Below are 25,786 nucleotides of genomic sequence, written 5' to 3'. Positions count from 1 at the left end.
TCAGATACCCCAGAGAATCTGCACACCCCAGACGAAGTAAGCGAACATCGCGACGCCGCATACTGCCTGGAAAAGGAAACGTACTGCAGTCGCGGACTTGCCCAGCGCCATCGGCGTCAGGTAGTCGGTCGCGATGGTCCACATGCCGACCCAGGCGTGAGCGCCCAGGGCCACAAGGGCGAGCAGACTGAAGATACGCATCCCGTTGTGGGAGAACAGACCGTGCCATTGGGCGTAGCCAATGCCAGGGTTTGCAACGAGGTACCCGATCAGGAAAATGAAATAAGCCGCGAGAACGACCGCAGACACACGCTGCGCCATCCAGTCATAGAGGCCTGAACGCGATAGGTTCGTAACGCTGGTTACCATATCCAAACTCCTGCCAGAACGATCAGCACCACGGAAATGGCGATGATGATTTTCGAGCCCAGGCGGCCGCCTTCCAGCGTCTCACCGATGCCCATATCCATGATCAAGTGGCGCACACCGGCTACCAGGTGATACAGCAGAGCGGACAGGAGGCCCCATGCTACGAACTTGGCCAGCGGGCTGGTCAAGCATGCCTTCACCTCGGCGTATCCTTCCTCGGAACCCAGGGATTTGCTCAATGCATAAAGCATGATGCCCAAGCCCAGGAACAGGATGATGCCGGAAACACGGTGCAGGAACGACGTAACGCCGGTGATGGGGAGTTTGATGGTCCTTAGGTCTAGGTTTACAGGTCGTTGGCTATTCACGGCTTTTTTTCACACTGAAGAGCCCCTAACAATCAGGGCAAAGTTGTTGGGGAGTGCACTGGTCAGGTAAGCACCACCCAGGGAGTGCGACCCCCAATGAAAGCAAGCCCAAAAGCCCTTGGCGGTCGGTGGCCGAGTATAGACAGTTAGGCTACTAATGACAACGCGCACTCCTCACCCTAATAGCTGATTGCGCTGACGGGATAAAAGGCGTAAACGGCAGGCAATTTCGAGGAAAAAGTACGGTTAAAGCCTTCTGGAGCAAGACTTTAGGCAAATTGACATCTGGATTTATATCAATATAGTGGTGCGGGCCCTGCGTGGGGGGTCTGTCTGATGATTTGAAGCATAAATAGGAGGCCACATGGCTGACAAAAAAGCGCAGTTGATCATCGAGGGCGCAGCCCCCGTCGAGCTGCCCATTTTAACCGGCACCGTTGGTCCCGATGTTATCGACGTACGGGGCCTGACGGCCACGGGCCGTTTCACTTTCGACCCAGGCTTCATGTCGACCGCTTCTTGCGAGTCGAAGATTACCTATATCGACGGCGATAATGGCATTCTGCTACATCGCGGCTACCCGATCGAACAACTGGCCGAGAAATCGGACTACCTGGAAACCTGCTACCTGCTGCTAAATGGCGAATTGCCAACAGCCGAGCAAAAGGCCCAGTTTGTCAGCACCGTGAAGAACCACACCATGGTTCACGAGCAGTTGAAGACCTTCTTCAACGGCTTCCGTCGCGACGCGCACCCAATGGCCGTCATGTGCGGTGTAGTCGGCGCCCTGTCGGCCTTCTATCACGACTCCCTGGACATCAATAACCCGCAGCATCGCGAAATCTCCGCGATCCGCCTGGTTGCCAAGATGCCCACCCTGGCCGCAATGGTTTACAAGTACTCCATGGGCCAGCCCATGATGTACCCGCGCAACGACCTGACGTACGCGGAAAACTTCCTGCACATGATGTTCAACACCCCGTGCGAGATCAAACCGATCAGCCCGGTACTGGCCAAGGCCATGGACCGGATCTTCATCCTCCATGCCGACCACGAACAGAACGCCTCGACGTCCACCGTGCGCCTGGCGGGCTCCTCGGGTGCCAATCCGTTCGCCTGTATCGCCGCGGGCATCGCTGCACTGTGGGGCCCTGCCCACGGCGGTGCAAACGAAGCCGTATTGACCATGCTCGATGAAATCGGCGATGTGTCCAACATCGACAAGTTCATCGCCAAGGCCAAGGACAAGAACGATCCGTTCAAGCTGATGGGCTTCGGTCACCGGGTCTACAAGAACCGCGACCCGCGCGCCACCGTCATGAAGCAGACCTGCGACGAAGTGTTGAAGGAACTGGGCATCAACAACGATCCGCAACTCGAACTGGCCATGCGCCTGGAAGAGATCGCGCTGACCGACCCGTACTTCATCGAACGCTCGCTGTACCCGAACGTCGACTTCTACTCGGGGATCATCCTCAAGGCGATCGGCATTCCAACCAGTATGTTCACCGTGATCTTCGCCCTGGCGCGGACCGTGGGCTGGATCTCCCACTGGAAAGAAATGCTCTCCAGCCCGTACAAGATTGGCCGCCCGCGCCAGCTGTACACCGGCTACGAGTCGCGTGACATTACCAAGCTGGAAGACCGCAAGTAAGCATTCAACTGCTTAGCTGCATTGAGAACGGCCTCCCTTAGTGGAGGCCGTTTTGTTTGTGCTGCCTGACATACCGCTTTCGCGAGCAAGCCCACAGTTGACCGCATTTCAAAGGATGAACGCGGTCAACTGTGGGCTTGCTCGCGAAGGCAATAGCGCAGGCAACACAGAACCCCAGGCAAAAAAAACCGGCCTTTCGACCAGGGCATTTCTTACTGAGCTACAACCTAAGTGGTTGACCGCCCCGCTCGCCCCAGGCCAGTCTGCGAACGCACAAACTGCGGGAAGCGCTTTCACTGCCGCCACCGACTTATCGGTGATGGAGAAGAGCCAGTGATCATCCAGAACAGCGCCGGGTACTCCCATAGCTGACCGCATCGCCCGGGCGAACATCATTCAACTGTGGGAGCCAGGCTTGCCCGCGATGAGGCCGACCCAAACACTACAAATCATCCAGCCAAAAAAATGCCCCGGCCTTTCGACCGGGGCATTTCTTATTGAGCTACAACCTTAGTGGTTGACCGCCCCGCTCGCCCCCAGGCCAGTCTGCGAACGCACAAACTGCGGGAAGTACAGCGCCCGTTCTTTCACTGCCGCCGCCGACTTGTCGGTGATGGAGAAGAACCAGATACCCACGAACGCGATGATCATCGAGAACAGCGCCGGGTACTCGTACGGGAAGATCGCTTTTTCATGGTGCAGGATCGAGACCCAGATGGTCGGGCCCAGGACCATCAGGCCAACCGCACTGACCAGACCCAGCCAGCCACCAATCATCGCGCCACGGGTGGTGAGGTTTTTCCAGTACATGGAAAGCAGCAGCACCGGGAAGTTACAGCTGGCGGCAATGGAGAACGCCAGGCCGACCATGAACGCGATGTTCTGGCTTTCAAACAGGATACCCAGACCAATCGCCAGCACTGCCAGGGCGATGGTGGTGATCTTCGACACGCGAATCTCATCCTTCTCGTTGGCCTTGCCTTTCTTGATCACGCTGGCATACAGGTCATGGGACACCGCCGAAGCACCGGCCAGGGTCAAACCGGCAACCACCGCGAGGATGGTGGCAAACGCCACGGCCGAGATGAAGCCCAGGAAGATACTGCCGCCCACCGCGTTGGCCAGGTGCACCGCCGCCATGTTGTTACCACCCAACAGAGCGCCTGCTGCATCCTTGAACGCCGGGTTGGTGCTGACCAGCAGAATCGCGCCGAAGCCGATGATAAAGGTCAGGATGTAGAAGTAGCCGATAAAGCCAGTGGCATACAGCACGCTCTTGCGGGCTTCTTTAGCGTCACTCACGGTGAAGAAGCGCATCAGGATGTGTGGCAGGCCAGCTGTACCGAACATCAGGGCCAGGCCCAGGGAGAACGCCGAGATCGGGTCTTTTACCAGGCCGCCAGGGCTCATGATCGCCTCACCTTTAGGGTGAACCTTGATCGCCTCGGAGAACAGCAGGTTGAAGTCGAAGTTGACGTGCTTCATCACCATCAGTGCCATGAACGAAGCACCGGACAGCAGCAGCACTGCCTTGATGATCTGTACCCAGGTGGTCGCCAGCATGCCGCCGAACAACACATAGAGGCACATCAGGATACCCACCAGGATCACCGCAACATGGTAATCAAGGCCGAACAGCAGCTGGATCAGCTTGCCGGCGCCGACCATCTGCGCAATCAGGTAGAACGCCACCACCACCAGCGAACCACAAGCCGACAGGCTGCGGATCTGGGTTTGCCCGAGGCGATAGGACGCTACGTCGGCAAACGTGTACTTGCCCAGGTTACGCAGGCGCTCGGCGATCAGGAACAGAATGATCGGCCAGCCCACCAGGAAGCCGATCGAGTAGATCAGGCCATCGTAGCCAGAGGTGAACACCAGTGCGGAAATCCCCAGGAAGGACGCCGCCGACATGTAGTCGCCGGCAATCGCCAGACCGTTCTGGAAACCGGTGATCTTGCCGCCAGCGGCATAGTAGTCAGCCGCCGAATTGTTACGCTTGGACGCCCAGTAGGTGATGCACAATGTTGCGCCGACAAAGGCGACAAACATCAGGATCGCCGCAACGTTCAACGGTTGCTTGTGCACTTCACCGGTCAATGCGTCCGCCGCCCAAACGGCAGGAGCAAAAAGCGAAGCGCCGAATACAGCCAATAGACGACGGATCATTGCGCAGCCTCCTTGAGAATCGCATTGTTCAGGTCGTCGAATTCGCCATTGGCGCGTCGCACGTAGATGCCTGTGAGCACAAAGGCCGAGACAATCAGCCCAACCCCCATCGGGATCCCCCAGGTGATGGACGACTCAGGGCTGATCTTGGCCCCCAAGACTTGTGGCCCATAAGCAATCAACAGGATGAATCCGGAATACAGCCCGAGCATGATCGCCGAGAGAATCCAGGCGAACCTTTCCCTTTTTCTGACCAGCTCCTTGAAGCGCGGGCTGTTTTGAATCGAGAGGTAAATGCTGTCGTTCATTGTTTTTATCCTCGCAGCACAGCTTTTTATTATTGGGACATATCCACTGTATGCGGCTGCGGGAGAGGTTCCAGACGACCTTAGTCTTAGAACCAGTGTAACGAGGGTTTGGGAGGTGACAGAAACAATTGCGGGAGGGAGCTTATGGGAGAGCTGGCTTGCCCGCGATGGCGGTGAATCAGTCAGGTATCCATCAACTGATCCACCGCCATCGCGGGCAGGCCAGCTCTCACACAAGGCCCATCACCAATACTTTTCAGGGGGTCAAGGAGCGGTCCACTCAGCCACACGCTCAGGGTGCTTGGCCACCCAATCCTTGGCCGCCGCATCTGGCTTGGCACCTTCCTGGATAGCGAGCATTACTTCGCCGATTTCATCCTTGGAGGCCCACTGGAATTTCTTCAGGAATGCCGCGACTTCCGGGGCTTTCTTTTCCAGGCCCTTGCTGCCGATGCTATTGACCGTCTCGGCGGCGCCATAGATGCCTTTTGGATCGTCAAGGAAACGCAGCTTCCACTTGGCGAACATCCAGTGTGGCACCCAGCCGGTCACCGCAATGGAATCCTGCTTGTCTTCGGCACGGGTCAACTCAGCGATCATTGCCGCCCCGGAACTGGCCTGCAGCTTATAGTCCAGGCCATATTGCTTGATGGCTTCGTCAGTCTTGAGCATCACGCCTGAACCGGCATCAATGCCAACGATCTTGTTCTTGAAGGTGGTGTCGGTCTTCAAGTCCTCGATGGACTTGGCCTTGACGTACTCCGGCACGATCAAACCGATCTTCGCATCCTTGAAGTTGGGGCCGTAGTCGACCACTTTGTCCTTGTTCTTGGTCCAATACTCGCCGTGGGTGACCGGCAGCCAGGCCGAAAGCATGGCGTCAAGTTTGCCGGTGGCCACGCCCTGCCACATGATCCCGGTGGCAACCGCCTGCAGTTTCACGTCATAGCCCAGTTTTTGCTTGATCACTTCAGCCGCCACGTGGGTGGTGGCGACACTGTCCGACCAGCCGTCCACATAACCGAGGCTCAGGGTCTTGCTGTCGGCGCTGGCCAGTGTGGAACTCATCGCAACTACCAAGGTGGCAGCTGCGCCCAAGAGTCGTCGCATCTTCATAGTGCTTCCCCGAAAGTGCTGCGCCCGACGGATGCCGAGCGACGTCAACCTGTTGTCATGTGGTGCCGTTCGATCATCAACCTGCTGAACCTGTGGACCTGCTCTGACTACGACCTCAGCGGAGCAAGAAACGACATCACAACGCCAGCAGGAAAATTCCTAGGACGCAGCGTCAAAATCCCGCCCGAACTTTGCATGTCAAAATTATGCGGTCCCCCTGAAAACCGGCAAATACAGGTAAGATGCGCGGCTTTGTTCCCACACGGCCTGACCATGACCGCGACTGCCCGCTTCCCCTTCATGCCTTATGTATTTGCCTTGCTGCTCGGCCTGTTCGCGCTGGGCGGCTACTGGTATGGCCTCGGCCAGCCAGTAGTGCTGCCGGACGTCGCCAGCGCCAGCCACAAGTTGCAATGCGCGTCCTACACGCCCTTCGACAAGGACCAGTCACCGTTCGACCAGCCGTTCAAACTGCGCCCCGAGCGCATGGACGCCGACCTGGCATTGCTGGCCACGCGCTTTGAGTGCATCCGCACCTACTCCATGACCGGCCTCGAAGCCCTGCCGGACCTGGCGCGCAAACACGGCCTGAAGTTGATGATCGGTGCCTGGATCAACAGCAACCCGGTGGACAACGCCAAGGAGGTCGACCTGCTGATCGCCTCGGCCAACGCCAACCCTGACGTGGTCACGTCGGTGATCGTCGGCAACGAAGCCTTGTTGCGCAAGGAAATCACCGCCACGCAGTTGGTGAAGCTGATCGAAAAGGTCAAAAGCCAGATCCAGCAGCCGGTCACCTATGCCGATGTCTGGGAGTTCTGGCTGCAACACCCGGAAATTGCCCCGGCGGTGGATTTCCTGACCATTCACTTGTTGCCGTATTGGGAAGATGACCCGGCGGGGATCGACCAGGCCCTGCGCCATGTCGGCGATATTCGCCAGACCTTCGGCAACCGCTTCGCCCCCAAGGACGTGATGATTGGCGAAACCGGCTGGCCCAGCGAAGGCCGCCAGCGGGAAACCGCAGTGCCGAGCCGGGTCAACGAAGCCAAGTTCATTCGCGGTTTTGTCGCCATGGCCGAAGCCAATGGCTGGCATTACAACCTGATCGAAGCCTTTGACCAGCCGTGGAAGCGCGCCAGCGAAGGGGCGGTCGGCGGTTACTGGGGGCTGTTTGATGCCAATCGCCAAGACAAGGGCATCCTGGCCGGCCCGGTCATCAATGTGCCGTACTGGCCGCTGTGGCTGGGCGTTGGCGGGCTGATCCTACTGGGCACCCTGGTGCTCGGCGGGCGTGTGCGCAGTACCCGCGCCGCGTTGTTGCTGCCATTACTGGGCGCGGTGGCGGCGGGCTCGATTGGCAGCTGGGCCGAACTGACCCGAGTGACCGCGCGCTTCACTGATGAATGGATCTGGGCCGGGCTGTTGCTGGCCCTGAACCTGTTGGTGCTCGCCCATGGGGCCCTGGCCTTGAGCGCTCGCCAGGGTTGGCGCGCACGGGCCTACGCCTGGCTGGAGCAGCGCGCTGGCTGGTTGATTGCATTCGCAGGGTTCGCCACGGCGGTAATGATGCTGGCACTGGTGTTCGATCCACGCTACCGCAGCTTCCCCACTGCCGCCCTGCTGCTGCCGGCGCTGGTCTACCTGCTGCGCCCGGTCAGGGGGCCACGCCGGGAAATAGCCCTGCTGACCTTCATCATCGGCGCCGGCATTGCACCGCAGCTGTACCGCGAAGGCTTGATGAACCAGCAGGCCCTGGGTTGGGCGCTGGTCAGTGTGTTGATGGTTGCAGCCTTGTGGCGTTGCCTGCGGGTGCGCAATCCATAAGATCGCTATCGCACCGCTCCCACATTTTGATCTGTGAATACATTCAAATGTGGGAGCGGGTTTGCCTGCGATGAGCATAGGTATCTACACAACTCTTTAGCTTATTGGGTTTGTGTACATATCCGTTGCTGCGGTCACGGCCACTTAGGGTTCCGCCCTGACGGCGGCTCACTTTGGAGAAGCGCCAAAGTAAGCAAAACGCTCTTGCCCCACCACTCGGTGCCTCGCCTAGGCTCGGCATGCCCGCAGTCAGGCATTGCTCCGTGGGCCCGCCGCGATCGGCCATCCATGGCCGTGTCGCGGCTACCCCGGCATCCATGCCGGGGTGCCCACTGCGCAATACCAGCCTGCGGCCATCGTGGTTTAACGGGGCGCCTAAGATCAAGATCAAAAGCCAGATCAAAAGCAGAGCAACAGCAAAGCCAGAGCGCGAAGCTGCATTCCCCCCTGTGGGAGCTGGCTTGCCTGCGATGGCGGTACATCAGCCAATACATTTATCGACCGATACAGCGCCATCGCAGCGATGCGGCGATCCGACAAGCCAGCTCCCACAGGTATATGCGCACGCTTCGACGATCAGGTCGGCTGTCAGGCCGCCTCGCTTTGCTTGTGATTTTGATCTTAGGCGCCCCGTTAAACCACGCGGGCCGTCGGCTTTTCCAAAGTGAGCCGCCGTCAGGGCGGCCCCCTGAGTGGCCATGACCCCAGCATCGGATATGTACACAAACCCAATAAGCTAAAGAGTTGTGTAGATACCTATGCTGCGATTGGCCCTATCAGGCAGCCCGAGGCGCCCTGACCAACCGCAACCCGGCAATCACCAAGGCAAACACCGCAAAATTGGTGTTGTACAACGCCAATGCCGGAATCCCGAACGCCAGCCCCAACACCGCCAAACCCCAACCGGCACGGCCTGGCAGTACAAACGCCAGCACCGCGGTGACCAGCGCCGCCCAGCCCATGACCTTGAAGTGGATCATCAAACCCAGGTTCGCCCGTAACTGGCACTCCCAGCGGCTGGCATCGTCAACGCAGATGCCCACCCACTGCCCGTCCTCCATAAACCCATAACGGGCGCCATAACTGGCAGCCAGCCATAACGGCAAGGCCAACAGCAGCAGGATCAGCGGCAAACGACGGGACATAAGGGCACTCCGATAGACGAAAACGGCGCCCAGCTTAATCTCCCCAGGGCCATTGGCAAGGGTTGCGCACAGATAACTATTCATCAAAGCGTGCCAAAGTGTATCGTCTGCATACTATTACCTCGATTCCTATGTTTTTTCCGATATTAAGTGCCGATGGCTGGCACTTCGGCGATAACGCGGTGGTCATAGCCTGCGAACTTCATTAAGCACGTTTCCTCTTAGGGATTTAGTCATGCTCCGTTCCTTGCGCTGCGCTGCCCTGTTGGGTGGCCTTTTTTTGAGTGCGTCAGCACTGGCGGTCGACGTCGACCCGGCCAGCTATGGCTATCCTTTGACCAACCCGTTCGAAGCGACCATCGCCACAACGCCACCGGACTTGCGGCCGGATTTGCCATCCATTGATGACATCAACCAATCCGACTACAACCTGAACATGCGCCCGGAGCGTGAATTCAGCCTGCCCGACAACTTCTGGGCGGTGAAGAAGCTCACCTACCGCATTGCCAAACAGGATCGCGCCGCGCCACTGATCTTCCTGATCGCCGGCACCGGCGCGCGTTTTGACAGCTCTCTCAACGAATACCTGAAAAAGCTGTACTACAAGGCCGGCTACCATGTCGTCCAACTGTCGTCGCCCACCAGCTTCGACTTCATCAGCGCCGCCTCGCGCTTTGCCACACCCGGCATCACCCAGGAAGACGCCGAAGACATGTACCGCGTGATGCAGGCCGTGCGCGCACAAAACGCCACGCTGCCGGTCACCGACTTCTACCTCACCGGCTACAGCCTGGGGGCGCTGGACGCGGCGTTCGTCGCCAAACTGGACGAGACACGACGCAGCTTCAACTTCAAGAAAGTGCTGCTGCTGAACCCGCCGGTCAACCTCTATACCTCCATCACCAACCTCGACAAGCTGGTGCAGACCGAGGTCAAGGGCATCAACAACAGCACCACCTTCTATGAGCTGGTGTTGAACAAGCTGACCCGCTACTTCCAGCAAAAGGGCTATATCGACATGAACGATGCCCTGCTCTACGACTTCCAGAACTCCAAGGAGCACCTGACCAACGAGCAGATGGCGATGCTGATCGGCACCTCGTTCCGCTTCTCGGCGGCCGATATCGCCTTTACCTCGGACCTGATCAACCGTCGCGGCCTGATCATCCCGCCCAAATACCCAATCACCGAAAGCACCAGCCTCACGCCGTTCCTCAAGCGTGCGCTGCAGTGTGATTTCGACTGCTACCTGACCGAACAAGTGATCCCGATGTGGCGCGCCCGCTCCGACGGCGGCAGCCTGCTGCAACTGATCGACCAGGTGAGCCTGTACGCCCTCGAGGATTACCTGCGTGACAGCCCGAAAATCGCCGTGATGCACAACGCCGACGACGTGATCCTCGGCCCTGGCGACCTGGGCTTCTTGCGCAAGACCTTCGGCGATCGCTTGACCGTCTACCCGCTGGGCGGCCACTGCGGCAACCTCAATTACCGCGTCAACGCCGACGCCATGCTGGAGTTTTTCCGTGGCTAAACATCTCCTGCTTCTTGCCGCCTTACTCTGTGCAGGCGTTGCCAACGCGGACAACAGCAAGGCTCATGCACCGACCGTGATCGACCAGGATGGCTTCAAGGAGCCCTTGAGCAAGCTCAAGTTCAACCCTGGCCTGGATCAGCGCGAGTTCGAGCGCTCGACCCTCAACGCCCTCAACGTCTATGACCCGCTGGAGTCGTGGAACCGTCGGGTGTACCACTTCAACTACCGCTTCGACCAATGGGTATTCCTGCCCGTGGTCGACGGCTATCGCTACGTCACCCCCAGCTTCCTGCGCACCGGGGTGAGCAACTTTTTCAACAACCTGGGCGATGTGCCCAACCTGATGAACAGCCTGCTGCAACTCAAGGGCCACCGCTCCCTGGAAACCACCGGCCGCCTGTTGGTCAACACCACTATCGGCATCGCCGGGCTGTGGGACCCGGCTACCGCCATGGGCCTGCCGCGCCAGAGCGAAGACTTCGGCCAGACCCTGGGCTTCTACGGCGTACCGGGCGGCGCCTACCTGATCCTGCCGATCCTCGGCCCATCGAACCTGCGCGACACCGGTGGCCTGCTCGTCGACTACACCGCCGAATCGCAGATCAACTACCTCAACGTGTCCGAGGTCAGCTCCAACCACCCGGAAATCTGGGCCCTGCGCGCAGTAGACAAGCGCTACCAGACCAGCTTTCGCTACGGCCAGATGAACTCGCCGTTCGAGTATGAAAAAGTGCGGTATGTGTATACCGAGTCGCGCAAGTTGCAGATTGCCGAATAACTTTACCCAGCGTGCAAAAAGGCCATCGAAACGTTCGATGGCCTTTTTTTTCGGCTGTCAGCAGCCCACCCCTCGGAACCAGTTCGTACGCCCCTGCCACTTAAAGTCCAGGCCCCCATGCTGATAAGCCCGACACAAAACAGGCTGACCGCACTCTGCCCACCTCGAACTTTCCAGTGGAACTTCAACATGACGATATCGGTTTCCCAACCCACCCTCACGGCACCCACCCTCGCCGCGCCCCCGGCGGCTGAATCCCAAGCCTCAACAAAACCTCATCTGGACGCCCCCAGAGGCGCCTATGGCCGACCGCGCGGCGATAATCGCAGCGCAGGGCAAATCTTCAAAGACACCCCGATCCTCAAGGACATCCTCAAACAAGATGGTCCTTTTGCAAGCAACTTCATCAATCAGCTTAAGCAGCAAACCGGCGATTGGAGCGCAGCCAATCGCGACCCCGAATCACGTGCCAATGCCGCCTATAACCTGGCCAAAGTGGCAACCTATATTGATGGCCGCGAGGACTTGGAGCGTCAGGGCCCAGCCCAGCAAAACGATCAGCACGTACAGGGTTTTGGCCAGTTCGGCAGTGTTTCCGCAGGCTCGGAAGCGCAGCTGTTCAAGGCGTTCAGCGAAAAAGGCTACAGCGCGCTGCAGTAACGCCTAGCCCCTCAAGGCGCGCCACGCCTTGCTCGCTACAGACACCAGCGCCAGCACCACTGCCCCGGCGATGATCCCCGCGACGGCATTGAGCAGGGTCGACACCAGCCAGGAGATGCCACCGATACTCTGGCTCACGCTTTCAATCCAGTGATGCACCGCGGGCACGCCGTGGGTGAGGATGCCACCGCCGACCATGAACATTGCCGCCGTGCCGATCACCGACAGGCTTTTCATCATGTACGGTGCGGTTCGCAGAAGTCCGTTGCCGATATCACGTACCCACTGGCCGGGCTTTTGCGACATCCACAGGCCCAGGTCATCGAGCTTGACGATACCGGCCACCAGGCCGTACACGCCGATGGTCATGACCAGGGCGATGCCCGACAGCACGATCACTTGCTGCATCAACGGCGCATCCGCCACGGTGCCCAGGGTGATCGCGATGATTTCGGCCGAGAGGATAAAGTCGGTGCGGATGGCGCCCTTGATCTTGTCCTTTTCGAAGGCCACCAGGTCCGTTGCCGGATCGGCCACGGCTGCGACCAACTGGGCATGTTCGGCCTGATCTTCAGCCTTGCTGTGGAGGAATTTATGGGCGAGCTTTTCAAAGCCCTCGAAACACAGATAGGCGCCGCCGAGCATCAACAGTGGGGTGACCGCCCAGGGCGCGAAGGCGCTGATCAACAGCGCGGTGGGCACCAGGATCAGCTTGTTGATAAACGAGCCCTTGGCAACCGCCCACACCACCGGGATTTCCCGCTCGGCGCGCACGCCGGAAACTTGCTGGGCATTGAGCGCCAAGTCATCCCCCAGCACCCCGGCGGTTTTCTTGGCGGCCATTTTTGTCATCAGGGCCACGTCGTCGAGGACGGCGGCGATGTCATCAATCAATACCAACAAGCTGCTTCCTGCCATGAATCGGACGTCCTTAATGTGGGATATTTCTCAGCATAGCGTGGTACAAAGCGTCGCGGGCAGATTCTTGAGGCCCGCGGATCGCCGGTGCTACCATGCGCAACCGCCTGTCCTGGCAAGGAATCATCTGGTCTATGAGCACCATTCGCGAGCGCAACAAAGAACTGATCCTGCGGGCAGCCAGCGAGGAGTTTGCCGACAAGGGCTTCGCCGCGACCAAAACCAGCGACATCGCCGCCAAGGCCGGGCTACCCAAACCCAACGTCTATTACTACTTCAAGTCCAAGGACAACCTCTACCGCGAGGTGCTCGAAAGCATCATCGAGCCGATCCTGGCCGCCTCCACCCCCTTCAACCCGGACGGTGACCCCAAGCAAGTGCTGAGCAGCTATATTCGCTCGAAGATCAGCATCTCCCGCGATCTGCCCTTTGCCTCGAAAGTGTTCGCCAGCGAAATCATGCACGGCGCGCCACACCTGAGCCCCGAGCAGGTGCAGCAGCTCAACGCCCAGGCCAAGCACAACATCGACTGCATCCAGAGCTGGGTCGATCGCGGCCTGATCGCCGCCATCGACCCCAACCACCTGATGTTCAGCATCTGGGCAGCGACCCAGACCTATGCCGACTTCGACTGGCAGATCTCAGCGGTGACCGGCAAGGCCAAGCTGGATGAGGCCGATTATGAAGCGGCGGCGCAGACGATTATTCGGCTGGTGTTGAAGGGGTGTGAGCCGGACTGAGGGACCGTGGTGTGGCCAAGATTCGCGAGCAAGCCCGCTCCCACACTAGAACTGTGCCAGACACAAAATGTATGAACAACGAAGATCCCATGTGGGAGCGGGCTTGCTCGCGAAAGTGCCCTCCCAGACACATCCTGCCAAAAGCCTGCCCATCAGCCTCAAACTCCTCGATCTAGCCTCTCAAGACCCCATCTGAAGAGAGGCAACGGAATGCCTGATCGAGCCACCTCACACCGCCTACGCATTGGCCGGTTCAGCGAAACCAACCGCATCTACCTAATCACCACCAACACCCACGAGCGCGTGCCGATCTTCAGCGATTTCCACCTGGGCCGCCTGGTGGTCTGGCAGTTCAGGCTTGCCCACTATCAAGGGCTGGCGAACTCTCTGGCCTGGGTGGTGATGCCCGACCACTTTCACTGGCTGATCGACCTGCAAAAGGGCTCCCTGGGGGACTTGATGTGCCAGGTAAAATCCAAAAGCACCCGTTCAGTCAATGGTGCCACTGGCCGCAAGGGAAGGCTTTGGCAAACCAGTTTTCATGATCGCGCGCTGCGCAAGGAGGATGATCTGGTGAAGATGGCTAGGTATGTGGTGGCCAACCCATTGAGGGCGGGATTGGTGGAGAGGATTGGCGACTATCCGTTGTGGGATGCAATTTGGGTTTAGGTTTAAGACCGAGTCGCCCCTATCGCGAGCAAGCCCGCTCCCACATTTTGACCGTGTTCACAGGTCAAAACGCGGGCTTGCTCGCGATGAGGTTCTTACAAGCCCCGAGAAATCAAGCACTCACCCCCGCATCCGCCAACAACCCCACCCCTTCAATCGCGCTGATCGCGCACTGCTCATCAATATCCGACGTATCCCCACTGATCCCGATCGCCCCCAGCACCACCCCTGCCGGGTCCCGGATCAACACGCCGCCCGGCGCCGGCACCACGCCGCCCTGCCCCAGGCTGTTCAGCGCGGCGATAAATGCCGGGCGTTGCTGGGCATCCAGGGCCAGCAGGCGCGAGCCCTTGCCCAGGGCAATCGCGCCCCAGGCCTTGCCGATAGCGATTTGCGGGCGCAGCAGGCTGGCGCCGTCTTCGCGTTGCAGGGTGATCAGGTGCCCGCCGCTGTCGAGCACCGCGATGGTCAGCGGTGCAGCGGCAATGGTGCGGCCAGCGGTGATGGCCTGGCTGACCAGGTTGACTGCGACTTTCAAGGTTAGAGCGCTCATGGGTGCCGTCCTTATCTTGTTATTGAGAAAGCCTTTGGGCTCTGAATGATCAGAAGCCGGATACAACAAATAGAACACAATAGATTTATTTTTTGTATACAATATTTCGAAACATACGCACCATACGTCGAAATAATCCCGCTAAAAAGCCTTCCGACGAATGCACAGGCGTGAGAATAAAATGGATTGACCTGCGCCGCTCGCCGTGAATACACTTTGAAGCAACACCACTTGTATACAATTACAAAACGCAAGAGGCACCAAAACCATGAGCAAAATGAGAGCAATCGAAGCCGCCGTTCTGGTGATGCGCCGTGAGGGTGTAGACACCGCCTTCGGTATCCCAGGCGCCGCGATCAACCCGTTGTATTCGGCCCTGCAAAAGGTCGGCGGCATCGATCACGTCCTCGCTCGCCACGTGGAAGGCGCTTCGCACATGGCCGAGGGGTATACCCGCACCAAGGCCGGCAATATCGGCGTGTGCATCGGCACTTCGGGCCCGGCGGGCACTGACATGGTCACCGGCCTGTACAGCGCCTCGGCCGACTCGATCCCGATCCTGTGCATCACCGGGCAAGCGCCCCGTGCCCGCATGCACAAGGAAGACTTCCAGGCCGTGGACATCACCAGCATCGTCAAGCCAGTGACCAAGTGGGCGACCACCGTGCTCGAACCTGGCCAAGTGCCGTATGCGTTCCAGAAAGCCTTCTATGAAATGCGCTCCGGGCGCCCCGGCCCGGTGCTGATCGACTTGCCGTTCGACGTGCAGATGGCCGAGATCGAGTTCGACATCGACGCCTACCAGCCACTGCCGTTGGCCAAGCCACTGGCCACACGCATCCAGGTCGAGAAAGCCCTGGCCATGCTCGACCAGGCTGAACGCCCGCTGCTGGTCAGCGGCGGCGGCGTGATCAATGCCGACGCCAGCGAGCTGTTGGTGGAATTTGCCGAACTGACCGGTATCCCAGTGGTCCCGACGCTGATGGGCTGGGGCACCATCCCCGACGATCACCCGCTGATGGTGGGCATGGTCGGCCTGCAAACCTCACACCGTTATGGCAACGCTACGATGCTCAAGTCCGACGTGGTATTGGGCGTCGGCAACCGCTGGGCCAACCGTCACACCGGCTCGGTGGAGGTGTATACCGAAGGTCGCAAGTTCATTCACGTTGACATCGAGCCGACGCAAATCGGCCGTGTGTTCACCCCGGACCTGGGCATCGTGTCCGACGCCGGTGCCGCGCTGACGATGTTTATCGAAGTGGCCCGCGAGTGGAAAGCCGCCGGCAAGCTCAAGGACCGCAGCGCCTGGTTGCATGATTGCCAGCAGCGCAAAGCCACCCTGCACCGCAAGACCCACTTCGACAACGTCCCGGTCAAGCCGCAACGGGTGTACGAAGAGATGAACCAGGTGTTCGGCAAAGACACCTGCTACGTCAGCACCATCGGCCTGTCGCAGATTGCCGGTGCGCAGTTCCTGCACGTCTACAAGCCGCGCCACTGGATCAACTGCGGCCAGGCCGGCCCATTGGGCTGGACCATTCCGGCCGCACTGGGCGTGGTCAAGGCCGACCCGAGCCGCAAGGTGGTGGCGCTGTCCGGCGACTATGACTTCCAGTTCATGATCGAAGAGCTGGCCGTGGGTGCGCAGTTCAAGCTGCCGTACATCCACGTGGTGGTAAACAACTCCTACCTGGGACTGATCCGCCAGGCCCAGCGCGGGTTTGAAATGGACTACTGTGTGCAGTTGTCTTTCGACAACCTCAACGCCCCGGAACTTAACGGTTATGGCGTCGACCACGTTGCCGTCGCCGAAGGCCTGGGTTGCAAGGCCCTGCGTGTGTTCGAGCCGGGCCAGATCCAGCCCGCGCTGCGCAAGGCCCAGGAAATGATCGAAGAGTTCAAGGTGCCGGTGATTGTCGAGATTATTCTGGAGCGCGTGACCAATATTTCCATGGGCACCGAGATCAACGCCGTCAACGAATTTGAAGATCTGGCACTGGTGGGCAACGACGCACCGACTGCCATTTCATTGCTCGATTAAGGAGAACCCCATGCCGCGTTTTGCTGCCAACCTGTCCATGCTGTTTACCGAACAGGACTTTCTCGCCCGCTTCAAAGCCGCCGCCGATGCCGGTTTCAGTGGGGTGGAATACCTGTTCCCCTACGAGTTCAGCTCCGCCGAAATCAAGGCACAACTCGACGCCCACGGCTTGACCCAAGTGCTGTTCAACCTGCCGGCCGGTGACTGGGCCAGCGGCGAGCGCGGCCTGGCTTGCCACCCGGACCGGGTCGAAGAGTTCCGCGCCGGGGTCAACCTGGCCATCGCCTACGCCCAGGTGCTGGGCAATACCCAGATCAACTGTCTGGCGGGGATTCGCCCCGCCGGTGTGGATGACGCCACCCTGGAAAAAACCTTCGTCGCCAACCTCAAGTACGCAGCCGACAAGCTGCAGGCGGTGGGGATCAAGCTGGTGATGGAAGCGATCAACACCCGCGACATTCCAGGCTTCTACCTGAACAACACCGCGCAGGCCCTGGCGATTCGCGAACAGGTGGGCAGTGCCAACCTGTTCCTGCAGTACGACATCTATCACATGCAAATCATGGAAGGCGACCTGGCGCGCACCATGGCCACGCAGCTGGATCAGATCAACCATATCCAGCTGGCGGACAACCCGGGGCGCAACGAGCCAGGCACCGGGGAGATCAACTACCGGTTCCTGTTCGAGCATCTGGATCGCATTGGCTATCAGGGGTGGGTCGGCTGTGAGTACAAGCCGTTGACCACTACCGAGGCTGGCCTGGGTTGGCTCAAGAGCCATAACGCCATCTGAGCGACCCCACAGGGGGCAGTGCCAGACCTGCACAACTAATAAAAAGAGGATTTCATCATGGCTAAAATCGGCTTTATCGGCACCGGCATCATGGGCCAACCCATGGCCGCGAACCTGCAGAAAGCAGGTCACCAACTGTTCCTCTCCGAGCACCACGGCAAGGCGCCCGCCGAGTTGATCGCCGCCGGTGCCGTGGCCCTGGCCAACCCGCAGCAAGTGGCCCAGGAAGCGGAATTCATCATCGTCATGGTGCCCGATACCCCCCAGGTCGATGACGTGCTGTTCCGCGCCGACGGTGTTGCCGCAGGCCTGTCGCCGAACAAAGTGGTGATCGACATGAGTTCGATCTCACCCACCGCCACCAAGGCCTTTGCCGCAAAGATCAACGCCACCGGCGCGCAGTACCTCGACGCCCCAGTGTCGGGCGGTGAAGTCGGTGCCAAGGCCGCGACCCTGAGCATCATGGTCGGCGGCGAGCCGCAAACGTTCGAACGCGCCCTGGCGCTGTTCCAGAGCATGGGCAAGAACATCACCCTGGTGGGCGGCAATGGCGATGGCCAGACCGCCAAGGTGGCAAACCAAATCATCGTGGCGCTGAACATCCAGGCGGTGGCCGAAGCGCTGCTGTTCGCCGCAAAGAACGGTGCAGATCCGGCCAAGGTGCGCGAAGCGCTGATGGGTGGCTTCGCCTCGTCGAAGATCCTCGAAGTGCATGGCGAACGGATGATCAAGGGCACCTTCGATCCGGGTTTCCGTATCAACCTGCACCAGAAGGATCTGAACCTGGCCCTGGCCGGCGCCAAGGAGCTGGGGATCAACCTGCCCAACACCGCCGGTACCCAGCAAGTGTTCAGTACCTGCACCGCGATTGGCGGCGGCAACTGGGACCATTCGGCGCTGATCAAGGGGCTGGAGCATATGGCGAATTTCTCGATTCGCGATAAGTAACCCCCCCTTTCGGAATGCAATCCCTGGTGGGAGCTGGTTTGCCTGCTCCCACATTTGGCCCTCATTCCACGCGTCAAACCCAATAACAAGAATCCGGGAGCCCGCTTATGTCGGTCGATCCGCAACACCTGCTTCGCGAGCTGTTTGCCACAGCCATCGACGCTGCCCACCCCCGGCAAGTCCTCGAACCTTATCTGCCCGCCGACCGCAGCGGCCGGGTGATCGTGATCGGCGCGGGCAAAGCCGCAGCCGCCATGGCCCTGGTCGTGGAAAACAGCTGGCAGGGCGAGGTTTCGGGCCTGGTGGTCACACGCTACGGCCACGGCGCACCCTGCCAGAAAATCGAAGTGGTCGAAGCAGCGCACCCCGTGCCGGATGCCGCCGGCCAGGCCGTGGCCAAGCGTGTGCTGGCGCTGATCAGCAACCTGGGCGAAGACGACCGGGTGATCTTCCTGCTGTCTGGCGGCGGTTCGGCCCTGTTGGCGTTGCCGGCAGCGGGTATCACCCTGGCCGACAAACAAGCCATCAACAAAGCCCTGCTCAAATCCGGCGCGACCATCGGCGAGATGAATTGCGTGCGCAAGCACCTCTCGGCGATCAAGGGTGGGCGCCTGGCCAAGGCCGCCTGGCCGGCCACGGTCTACACCTACGCGATTTCCGATGTGCCGGGCGACCAGGCCACGGTGATTGCCTCCGGCCCGACCGTAGGCGACCCGAGCACCTCGCAACAGGCGCTGGCGATTCTCAAGCGTTACCAGATCGAAGTGCCGGCCTCGGTGCGCAGCTGGTTGCAGAACCCGGAATCAGAGACGGTCAAACCCGGCGACCCGTGCCTGGCGCGCAGCCATTTCCAATTGATCGCACGGCCGCAGCAATCCCTCGAAGCGGTGGCGGTGAAAGTGCGCCAGGCCGGTTTCAGCCCACTGATCCTCGGTGATCTGGAAGGCGAAGCGCGGGACGTGGCCAAGGTCCACGCCGGCATTGCCCGGCAAATCGTGCAGCACGGCCAGCCACTGGCGGCACCCTGCGTGATCCTGTCCGGCGGCGAGACCACCGTGACCGTGCGCGGCAATGGCCGTGGCGGACGCAACGCCGAATTCCTGCTGAGCCTGACCGACAGCCTCAAGGGCCTGCCCGGCGTCTACGCCCTGGCCGGTGACACCGACGGCATCGACGGCTCAGAAGACAACGCCGGGGCAATCATGACCCCCACCAGCTACGCCCGCGCCGAGGCCCTGGGCCTGTCGGCCAGCGATGAGCTGGATAACAACAATGGCTACGGCTATTTCGCGGCACTCGACGCGTTGATCGTCACCGAGCCGACCCGTACCAACGTCAACGACTTCCGCGCCATTTTGATACTTGAGACTGCTGCCCATGACGCCTGACAAGAAGGTCAAAATCCTCGCCACCCTGGGGCCGGCCACCGACGGTATTGATGACATCCGCGAGCTGGTGGAAGCCGGGGTGAACATCTTTCGCCTGAACTTCAGCCATGGCGAGCACGCCGACCATGCCCAGCGCTACCAATGGATCCGCCAGGTTGAACGCCAGCTCAATTACCCCCTGGGGATCCTGATGGACCTGCAAGGGCCCAAGCTGCGGGTCGGGCGTTTCGCCGAAGGCAAGGTGCAACTGGTGCGTGGCCAGGCATTGCGCCTGGACCTTGACCCGACACCGGGCGATCAGCGCCGGGTCAACCTGCCCCACCCGGAAATCATCAAGGCCCTGGAGCCGGGCATGGACCTGTTGCTGGATGACGGCAAGCTGCGCCTGCGGGTGATTACCAAGCATGCCGACGCGATCGACACCACAGTGTTGAATGGCGGCGAACTGTCCGACCGTAAAGGGGTGAACGTCCCACAAGCCTTGTTGGAACTCAGCCCACTGACCGCCAAGGACCGCCGCGACCTGAGCTTCGGCCTGGAGCTGGGCGTGGACTGGGTGGCGCTGTCGTTTGTGCAACGCCCCGAAGATATCCGCGAAGCCCGCGAGCTGATCGGTGACAAGGCGTTCTTGATGGCGAAGATCGAAAAACCCTCGGCGGTGCGCTACCTGCAGGAAATCGCCGAGCTGAGCGATGCGATCATGGTCGCCAGAGGGGACCTGGGCGTGGAAGTGCCGGCCGAAAGCGTGCCGCAAATCCAGAAAGACATCATCAGCACCTGCCGCCAGCTGGGCAAACCGGTGGTGGTGGCCACACAGATGCTCGAGTCCATGCGCTTCTCGCCGGCCCCCACCCGCGCTGAAGTCACCGACGTGGCCAATGCCGTGGCCGAAGGCGCCGATGCGGTGATGCTGTCGGCCGAAACCGCGTCCGGCGAATACCCGTTGGAAGCGGTGCAGATGATGAGCAAGATCATCCGCCAGGTGGAGAACGGCCCGAACTACCAGACCCAACTGGATGTAAGCCGACCCAAGGCCGATGCCACGGTGTCCGACGCCATCAGCTGCGCGATCCGTCGGATCAGCAGCATCCTGCCGGTGGCGGTGCTGGTGAACTACAGCGAGTCGGGCAGCTCCAGCCTGCGTGCAGCACGGGAGCGCCCGGCGGTGCCGATCCTCAACCTCACGCCCAACCTGTCCACTGCGCGCCGCTTGAGCGTGGCCTGGGGTGTGCATTCGGTGGTCAATGACCGCTTGAGGCAGGTGGACGAGGTGTGTTCCACCGCGCTGGAAATCGCCCAGGCCCAAGGCATGGCACAGCGTGGGGATACCTTGTTGATCACGGCGGGGGTGCCGTTTGGGCAACCGGGGTCGACCAACTCGCTGCGCATTGAGACGTTGATCTAGCGTCTGTTCGGGCCTTATCGCGAGCAAGCCCGCCCCCACATTTGATTGGGTTCGCCAATCAAAATGGGGGAGCGGGCTTGCCTGCGATAAGGGCAACTCGGTCTCCCTGACTCCCTCACCATGCCCAACCCAACCTGCCCCGACTGGGCCGAAGCCCTGCTCAACGGCTTCAGCCAGATATTCCTGCAACGCCACCCGCTGTGTGGCCTGCTCTGCCTGCTGGCGATCCTCACCTGCGCCCCGGCCCTGCTCGGCGGTGCGCTGCTGGGCGGGGTCGCCGGCCTGCTCACGGCCCAGCGCCGCGACTATCCCAAGGCCGAGCGCCAGGCTGGGCTCTATAGCTACAACGGTGTGTTGCTGGGATTACTGATCAGCCAGCATTTCGCCTGGTCGGCCTTGCTGCCGCCGCTGATCCTGGCCTGCGGCGGCCTGAGTGCGATCCTGACCCGGCAATGGGTCAAGCGCACGGGCCATGGCGATGACTTGCCTGCCTATACCGTGCCCTTCGTCGGGTTAGGCTGGCTGTTGCTCGGCACGGTCGCACCTGCCGCGCTGCCTATCACTACGCCGGACACCCTGGACTGGCTAAGCGCTCCGCTGATCGGCCTGGGGCAGATCGTGCTGCTGGATCAACCACTGGCCGGCGTGCTGATCGCCCTTGGCCTGCTGCTGGCCAGCCCTCGCGCAGCGCTGTGGGCCGTGGTGGGCGCCTGCAGCGGCATGGCACTCGGCCTGCTGCTCGACGACCGCGCTGGCGCCCTGCTCGGCCTGCACAGCTATAACCCGGCGCTTGCCGCCCTGGCCCTCAGCCAGTACCGACGCCAACCCTGGCTGCCCCTGCTCGGCATCCTCCTGGCATGCCTGCTTGCCCCAGGCTTCGCCGGCCTGCACCTGGCACCGCTGACTGCGCCGTTTATCCTCGCCTGCTGGCTGGTGCGCGCCACCCTGCGTCTGCGGCACCGGTCCAACATGGACAGCCCGTTCGAATCCCCCTAGGCTTCGCAGATCTTCGATTCAGGCGGACTTCATGGACAGTAACAACGACTGGCGCCAGCGGCTCTACGTCATGGTTTTCCAGAGCGACACGGCGGCCGGGCGGCGCTTCGACGGCATCCTGTTGCTGATCATCCTCGCCAGCCTGGTGATCGTGATGCTCGACAGCATCGACGTCGTGCACCAGAACTACGCCGATGTGCTGGCCTATATCGAGTGGGGCTTCACGCTGATCTTCGCCATCGAGTACGGCCTGCGCCTGTATTGTTCGCCCAAGCCATTGCGCTATGCCTTCAGTTTCTACGGGCTGGTGGACTTGCTGGCCATCGTCCCCGGCATCCTCGCCCTGTACTACAGCGACGCCCAGTACCTGCTGATTATCCGCATCATCCGCATGTTGCGGATCTTCCGGGTGCTCAAGCTCAGCCCGTACCTCAAGCAAGCCAACTACCTGATGTCGGCGCTGCGCGGCAGCAAGCAAAAGATCGTGGTGTTCCTGGTCAGCGTCTGCACCCTGGTGACGGTGTTCGGCACCCTGATGTACGTGATCGAGGGCCCGGAGCATGGCTTTACCAGCATTCCCAAGGGCATCTACTGGGCCATCGTGACCCTGACCACCGTGGGCTTTGGCGACATCGTGCCCAAGACCCCGCTGGGCCAGGTGATCTCGTCGCTGGTGATGATCACCGGCTACTCGATCATCGCCGTGCCCACCGGGATCTTTACCGCCGAACTGGCCAACGCCATGCGCGGCGAGCAATTGCAACACGACTGCCCGGTGTGCAAGAAAAGCAGCCACGAACCCAACGCGGCCTTCTGTTCGCGCTGCGGCAACGGGCTCTATAAAAAAGTGGAATAAGCAAAGTTCTTTTTAATCTTTAAGCGTCTATGCCACCGCGGCTATAGTCGTGGGGTATAAGCCACCACCTTCGCGAACAACAAGGAATGAGCAGTGAAAAAACTCGTTAGCGCTTCGCTCCTGGCCGCCGGCCTTGCACTGTCTATCGGCGCCCAGGCCGCCTCGACCACCCTGCTCAACGTCTCGTATGACGTGATGCGTGACTTCTACAAGGACTACAACGCGGCGTTCCAGAAGCACTGGCAAGCCGAACACCCGAACGACAAGCTGACCTTGCAGATGTCCTTCGGCGGTTCCAGCAAACAGGCGCGCTCGGTCATCGACGGCCTGCCGGCTGACGTGATCACCATGAACATGGCCACCGACATCAACGCCCTGGCGGACAACGGCAAACTGGTGCCCGACAACTGGGTCACCCGCCTGCCGAACAACAGCGCGCCATTCACTTCCGCCACCGTATTTATCGTACGCAAGGGCAACCCCAAGGCCCTGAAAGACTGGCCGGACCTGCTCAAGGATGGCGTACAGGTGATCGTGCCCAACCCCAAGACTTCCGGTAACGGGCGCTACACCTACCTGTCGGCCTGGGGCTATGTGCTGAAGAACGGCGGCGATGAAAACAAGGCCAAGGACTTTGTCGGCAAGCTGTTCAAGCAGGCACCGGTGCTCGATACCGGTGGCCGTGCCGCGACCACCACGTTCATGACCAACCAGATCGGCGACGTGCTGGTGACCTTTGAAAACGAAGCGGAAATGATTGCTCGTGAGTTCGGCCGCGATCAGTTCGAAGTGGTTTACCCAAGCGTTTCCGCTGAAGCCGAGCCGCCGGTGTCGGTGGTCGACAAAGTGGTCGAGAAGAAAGGCACCCGTGCGGTGGCCGATGACTACCTGAAATACCTGTGGTCGGCCGAAGGCCAGGAAATTGCCGCCAACAACTACCTGCGTCCACGTGACCCAGCGGTGCTGGCCAAATACACCGACCGTTTCCCGAAAGTTGACTTCCTCTCGGTAGAGAAGACTTTTGGCGACTGGCGCACCGTGCAGAAAACCCACTTCAATGATGGCGGGGTCTTCGACCAGATCTACAACGGTCAATAACTGACAAAACTCGTTCAAAAAATGTGGGAGCGGGCTTGCCCGCGATAGCGGTGTATCAGCCAGGTATTTCTAACCTGACACGCCGCCATCGCGGGCGAGCCCGCTCCCACATTAGGTTCTGCGCAAGGCATTAATGCCAGGCATGACTGAAATCATCAGTAACACTTTACCCCCTCCCTCGCCTACCCTTTAACCTTCACGCCATCCTTCCCCGTTTTAACGAGAACACCATGACCGCTACCTCACCCGCTACCGCCACCATGACCCGTGGCATGGTGCTGCTGTTTGCGTTCTGCTGCGGCGCCATCGTCGCCAACATCTACTACGCACAACCGATCATTGAGTTGATTGCCCCGGACATCGGCCTGACACCCGCCATGGCCAGCCTGATCGTGTCCCTGACCCAGATTGGCTATGCCCTGGGCCTATTCTTCCTGGTGCCGCTGGGCGACCTGCTGGAAAACCGTCGGCTGATGATCATCACCACCGTGGTCGCCATCGCCAGCCTGTTGGGTGCAGCCTTCACCAAAGAACCGAACCTGTTCCTGTTGGTGTCGTTGCTGATTGGCTTCAGCTCGGTGTCAGTGCAGATCCTGATTCCCCTGGCCGCGCACTTGGCACCTGCCGAGTCCCGTGGCCGGGTGGTGGGCAGCATCATGGGTGGCCTGTTGCTGGGCATCCTGCTGGCACGGCCGGTGTCCAGCCTGGTGGCGGACCACTTCGGCTGGCGGGCGATGTTCATGGCCGCAGCCGCGATGATGGCCATTATCAGCGTGGTGCTGTTGTTGACCGTACCCAAACGCCAGCCGGACCACAGTGCCAGCTATGGCCAGTTGTTGCGCTCGTTGGCCACCCTGCTGCGCGAGCAACCGTTGCTGCGCCAACGGGCGTTCTACCAGGGTTGCCTGTTCGCTGCCTTCAGCCTGTTCTGGACCGCCGTGCCCCTGGAACTCTCACGCAACCACGGCTTGAGCCAGAGCCAGATCGCCCTGTTTGCCCTGGTCGGTGCCCTCGGCGCCATCGCAGCACCGATCAGTGGGCGCCTGGCAGACGCCGGCCATACCCACCGCGCTTCGTTGCTGGCCATGTTGCTGGCGGCCCTGAGTTTTCTACCGGCGCTGGTACATCCGGCCTACAGCGTCATCGGCTTGATGGTCACGGGCGTGGTCCTGGACTTCTGCGTGCAGATGAATATGGTCCTCGGCCAGCGCACCATCTATGCCCTCGACGCCCACAGCCGCAGCCGCTTGAACGCGCTGTACATGACCAGCATCTTCATCGGTGGCGCCTTTGGCTCGGCGATTGCCAGCAGTGTGTATGAACACGGCGGCTGGCTTGGGGTGATCCTGGTGGGTAGCGCGTTCCCGTTGGTGGCCTTGCTGCGCTTCTTGAGTGTGTCCAGGGGCGCGTCGACCGTAAGAGCCTGAACCCATCAGGTGCCAACCCT

24 protein-coding genes are annotated in these 25,786 nt (G+C 60.4%); 16 read left to right on the top strand and 8 right to left on the bottom strand.

What is annotated here, in order from left to right; genetic code table 11:
- Both sdhD and sdhC read right to left on the bottom strand, forming a co-directional pair.
- Window positions 1–369: a succinate dehydrogenase, hydrophobic membrane anchor protein gene (gene sdhD / locus PSH80_RS07755; protein ID WP_029292670.1), complete on the bottom strand. Its 369-nt coding sequence runs from the start codon at window positions 367–369 to the stop codon at window positions 1–3.
- Window positions 363–737: a succinate dehydrogenase, cytochrome b556 subunit gene (gene sdhC, locus PSH80_RS07750; protein ID WP_003172804.1), complete on the bottom strand. Its 375-nt coding sequence runs from the start codon at window positions 735–737 to the stop codon at window positions 363–365. Before sdhC ends, sdhD begins: the two co-directional genes overlap by 7 nt.
- Before the next feature lie 364 nt (window positions 738–1,101).
- Here sdhC and gltA point away from each other — a divergent pair, with 364 nt between their 5' ends.
- Entirely contained in the window at window positions 1,102–2,391 is a 1,290-nt protein-coding gene (gene gltA / locus PSH80_RS07745) for a citrate synthase (protein ID WP_003222994.1), read from the top strand.
- Between the two features lie 510 nt (window positions 2,392–2,901).
- Here gltA and PSH80_RS07740 read toward each other — a convergent pair.
- The 3 genes from PSH80_RS07740 to PSH80_RS07730 form a co-directional block, all read right to left on the bottom strand.
- The gene (locus PSH80_RS07740) at window positions 2,902–4,560 is read right to left on the bottom strand and encodes a cation acetate symporter (RefSeq protein WP_057958982.1); all 1,659 of its coding nucleotides are present in this window, start codon (window positions 4,558–4,560) and stop codon (window positions 2,902–2,904) included.
- A complete protein-coding gene (locus PSH80_RS07735) occupies window positions 4,557–4,868 on the bottom strand; it encodes a DUF485 domain-containing protein (RefSeq protein WP_057958981.1) in 312 nt (103 codons plus the stop codon). The genes PSH80_RS07740 and PSH80_RS07735 overlap by 4 nt, the downstream gene beginning before the upstream one ends.
- A gap of 264 nt (window positions 4,869–5,132) precedes the next feature.
- Entirely contained in the window at window positions 5,133–5,984 is an 852-nt protein-coding gene (locus PSH80_RS07730) for a glycine betaine ABC transporter substrate-binding protein (protein ID WP_057438857.1), read from the bottom strand.
- Between the two features lie 273 nt (window positions 5,985–6,257).
- On the opposite strand from PSH80_RS07730, the gene PSH80_RS07725 reads away from it, so the two are divergent.
- Entirely contained in the window at window positions 6,258–7,811 is a 1,554-nt protein-coding gene (locus PSH80_RS07725; RefSeq protein WP_305419731.1) for a beta (1-6) glucans synthase, read from the top strand.
- Window positions 7,812–8,587: 776 nt separating this feature from the next.
- Here PSH80_RS07725 and PSH80_RS07720 read toward each other — a convergent pair.
- Window positions 8,588–8,956, bottom strand: coding sequence for a hypothetical protein (locus PSH80_RS07720; protein WP_305419730.1), 369 nt, complete (start codon window positions 8,954–8,956; stop codon window positions 8,588–8,590).
- 235 nt (window positions 8,957–9,191) lie between these two features.
- Here PSH80_RS07720 and PSH80_RS07715 point away from each other — a divergent pair, with 235 nt between their 5' ends.
- From PSH80_RS07715 to PSH80_RS07705, 3 genes are all read left to right on the top strand, one after another.
- The gene (locus tag PSH80_RS07715; RefSeq protein ID WP_057438855.1) at window positions 9,192–10,490 is read left to right on the top strand and encodes a serine/threonine protein kinase; all 1,299 of its coding nucleotides are present in this window, start codon (window positions 9,192–9,194) and stop codon (window positions 10,488–10,490) included.
- Window positions 10,483–11,271: a VacJ family lipoprotein gene (locus tag PSH80_RS07710; protein WP_057958978.1), complete on the top strand. Its 789-nt coding sequence runs from the start codon at window positions 10,483–10,485 to the stop codon at window positions 11,269–11,271. Before PSH80_RS07715 ends, PSH80_RS07710 begins: the two co-directional genes overlap by 8 nt.
- Before the next feature lie 117 nt (window positions 11,272–11,388).
- Window positions 11,389–11,931: a hypothetical protein gene (locus tag PSH80_RS07705; protein ID WP_305419729.1), complete on the top strand. Its 543-nt coding sequence runs from the start codon at window positions 11,389–11,391 to the stop codon at window positions 11,929–11,931.
- Window positions 11,932–11,934: 3 nt separating this feature from the next.
- On the opposite strand, the gene PSH80_RS07700 is transcribed toward PSH80_RS07705, so the two are convergent.
- Entirely contained in the window at window positions 11,935–12,849 is a 915-nt protein-coding gene (locus tag PSH80_RS07700) for a DUF808 domain-containing protein (RefSeq protein WP_305419727.1), read from the bottom strand.
- A gap of 134 nt (window positions 12,850–12,983) precedes the next feature.
- On the opposite strand from PSH80_RS07700, the gene PSH80_RS07695 reads away from it, so the two are divergent.
- The gene (locus tag PSH80_RS07695; protein WP_057438851.1) at window positions 12,984–13,589 is read left to right on the top strand and encodes a TetR/AcrR family transcriptional regulator; all 606 of its coding nucleotides are present in this window, start codon (window positions 12,984–12,986) and stop codon (window positions 13,587–13,589) included.
- Window positions 13,590–13,799: 210 nt separating this feature from the next.
- Complete coding sequence (locus tag PSH80_RS07690; protein ID WP_170059858.1) at window positions 13,800–14,258, top strand: transposase; 459 nt, start codon at window positions 13,800–13,802, stop codon at window positions 14,256–14,258.
- Window positions 14,259–14,370: 112 nt separating this feature from the next.
- Here the strand turns inward: PSH80_RS07690 and PSH80_RS07685 are convergent, their stop codons facing one another.
- A complete protein-coding gene (locus tag PSH80_RS07685) occupies window positions 14,371–14,811 on the bottom strand; it encodes a heme-binding protein (RefSeq protein ID WP_057438850.1) in 441 nt (146 codons plus the stop codon).
- A 268-nt stretch (window positions 14,812–15,079) separates the two neighbouring features.
- Between PSH80_RS07685 and gcl the strand changes: the two genes are divergently transcribed.
- The 9 genes from gcl to PSH80_RS07640 all read left to right on the top strand — a co-directional run bounded on the left by gcl (window position 15,080) and on the right by PSH80_RS07640 (window position 25,766).
- Window positions 15,080–16,855 (top strand): glyoxylate carboligase, encoded by a 1,776-nt coding sequence (gene gcl / locus PSH80_RS07680; RefSeq protein WP_252118034.1) that lies wholly within the window; start codon window positions 15,080–15,082, stop codon window positions 16,853–16,855.
- Between the two features lie 10 nt (window positions 16,856–16,865).
- Window positions 16,866–17,648 carry a hydroxypyruvate isomerase gene (gene hyi, locus PSH80_RS07675; RefSeq protein ID WP_305419720.1) on the top strand — a complete coding sequence of 261 codons (783 nt, stop codon included), beginning with the start codon at window positions 16,866–16,868 and terminating at the stop codon, window positions 17,646–17,648.
- Between the two features lie 57 nt (window positions 17,649–17,705).
- On the top strand, window positions 17,706–18,596 hold the full coding sequence (locus PSH80_RS07670) for a 2-hydroxy-3-oxopropionate reductase (RefSeq protein WP_057958974.1): 891 nt from the start codon (window positions 17,706–17,708) through the stop codon (window positions 18,594–18,596).
- Window positions 18,597–18,703: 107 nt separating this feature from the next.
- On the top strand, window positions 18,704–19,984 hold the full coding sequence (locus PSH80_RS07665; RefSeq protein WP_120732266.1) for a glycerate kinase: 1,281 nt from the start codon (window positions 18,704–18,706) through the stop codon (window positions 19,982–19,984).
- A complete protein-coding gene (pyk, locus tag PSH80_RS07660; RefSeq protein ID WP_305419717.1) occupies window positions 19,974–21,389 on the top strand; it encodes a pyruvate kinase in 1,416 nt (471 codons plus the stop codon). Before PSH80_RS07665 ends, pyk begins: the two co-directional genes overlap by 11 nt.
- A 120-nt stretch (window positions 21,390–21,509) precedes the next feature.
- Window positions 21,510–22,385 carry an urea transporter gene (locus PSH80_RS07655; RefSeq protein ID WP_169990455.1) on the top strand — a complete coding sequence of 292 codons (876 nt, stop codon included), beginning with the start codon at window positions 21,510–21,512 and terminating at the stop codon, window positions 22,383–22,385.
- Between the two features lie 31 nt (window positions 22,386–22,416).
- Complete coding sequence (locus tag PSH80_RS07650) at window positions 22,417–23,241, top strand: ion transporter (protein ID WP_057958971.1); 825 nt, start codon at window positions 22,417–22,419, stop codon at window positions 23,239–23,241.
- 93 nt (window positions 23,242–23,334) lie between these two features.
- Entirely contained in the window at window positions 23,335–24,339 is a 1,005-nt protein-coding gene (locus PSH80_RS07645) for a sulfate ABC transporter substrate-binding protein (protein ID WP_057438843.1), read from the top strand.
- A gap of 230 nt (window positions 24,340–24,569) precedes the next feature.
- Window positions 24,570–25,766, top strand: coding sequence for an MFS transporter (locus tag PSH80_RS07640; RefSeq protein ID WP_057438842.1), 1,197 nt, complete (start codon window positions 24,570–24,572; stop codon window positions 25,764–25,766).
- Window positions 25,767–25,786: the final 20 nt, after the last annotated feature.

The sequence above is a fragment of the Pseudomonas sp. FP818 genome (assembly GCF_030687335.1).
Classification (GTDB): Bacteria; Pseudomonadota; Gammaproteobacteria; order Pseudomonadales; family Pseudomonadaceae; genus Aquipseudomonas; species Aquipseudomonas shahriarae.
This window is presented reverse-complemented; position numbering and strand designations above follow the sequence as displayed.

What these genes read in the sequence shown, in the direction of transcription:
- PSH80_RS07705 (WP_305419729.1), top strand. Translation starts at nt 11,389, where the DNA reads ATGCTGATAAGCCCGACACAAAACAGGCTGACCGCACTCTGCCCACCT.
- PSH80_RS07740 (WP_057958982.1), bottom strand. Translation starts at nt 4,560, where the DNA reads ATGATCCGTCGTCTATTGGCTGTATTCGGCGCTTCGCTTTTTGCTCCT.
- PSH80_RS07695 (WP_057438851.1), top strand. Translation starts at nt 12,984, where the DNA reads ATGAGCACCATTCGCGAGCGCAACAAAGAACTGATCCTGCGGGCAGCC.
- sdhD (WP_029292670.1), bottom strand. Translation starts at nt 369, where the DNA reads ATGGTAACCAGCGTTACGAACCTATCGCGTTCAGGCCTCTATGACTGG.
- gcl (WP_252118034.1), top strand. Translation starts at nt 15,080, where the DNA reads ATGAGCAAAATGAGAGCAATCGAAGCCGCCGTTCTGGTGATGCGCCGT.
- PSH80_RS07665 (WP_120732266.1), top strand. Translation starts at nt 18,704, where the DNA reads ATGTCGGTCGATCCGCAACACCTGCTTCGCGAGCTGTTTGCCACAGCC.
- PSH80_RS07700 (WP_305419727.1), bottom strand. Translation starts at nt 12,849, where the DNA reads ATGGCAGGAAGCAGCTTGTTGGTATTGATTGATGACATCGCCGCCGTC.
- PSH80_RS07715 (WP_057438855.1), top strand. Translation starts at nt 9,192, where the DNA reads ATGCTCCGTTCCTTGCGCTGCGCTGCCCTGTTGGGTGGCCTTTTTTTG.
- hyi (WP_305419720.1), top strand. Translation starts at nt 16,866, where the DNA reads ATGCCGCGTTTTGCTGCCAACCTGTCCATGCTGTTTACCGAACAGGAC.
- PSH80_RS07725 (WP_305419731.1), top strand. Translation starts at nt 6,258, where the DNA reads ATGACCGCGACTGCCCGCTTCCCCTTCATGCCTTATGTATTTGCCTTG.
- PSH80_RS07735 (WP_057958981.1), bottom strand. Translation starts at nt 4,868, where the DNA reads ATGAACGACAGCATTTACCTCTCGATTCAAAACAGCCCGCGCTTCAAG.
- PSH80_RS07730 (WP_057438857.1), bottom strand. Translation starts at nt 5,984, where the DNA reads ATGAAGATGCGACGACTCTTGGGCGCAGCTGCCACCTTGGTAGTTGCG.
- PSH80_RS07655 (WP_169990455.1), top strand. Translation starts at nt 21,510, where the DNA reads ATGCCCAACCCAACCTGCCCCGACTGGGCCGAAGCCCTGCTCAACGGC.
- gltA (WP_003222994.1), top strand. Translation starts at nt 1,102, where the DNA reads ATGGCTGACAAAAAAGCGCAGTTGATCATCGAGGGCGCAGCCCCCGTC.
- PSH80_RS07650 (WP_057958971.1), top strand. Translation starts at nt 22,417, where the DNA reads ATGGACAGTAACAACGACTGGCGCCAGCGGCTCTACGTCATGGTTTTC.
- PSH80_RS07690 (WP_170059858.1), top strand. Translation starts at nt 13,800, where the DNA reads ATGCCTGATCGAGCCACCTCACACCGCCTACGCATTGGCCGGTTCAGC.
- PSH80_RS07685 (WP_057438850.1), bottom strand. Translation starts at nt 14,811, where the DNA reads ATGAGCGCTCTAACCTTGAAAGTCGCAGTCAACCTGGTCAGCCAGGCC.
- PSH80_RS07670 (WP_057958974.1), top strand. Translation starts at nt 17,706, where the DNA reads ATGGCTAAAATCGGCTTTATCGGCACCGGCATCATGGGCCAACCCATG.
- PSH80_RS07640 (WP_057438842.1), top strand. Translation starts at nt 24,570, where the DNA reads ATGACCGCTACCTCACCCGCTACCGCCACCATGACCCGTGGCATGGTG.
- PSH80_RS07720 (WP_305419730.1), bottom strand. Translation starts at nt 8,956, where the DNA reads ATGTCCCGTCGTTTGCCGCTGATCCTGCTGCTGTTGGCCTTGCCGTTA.
- pyk (WP_305419717.1), top strand. Translation starts at nt 19,974, where the DNA reads ATGACGCCTGACAAGAAGGTCAAAATCCTCGCCACCCTGGGGCCGGCC.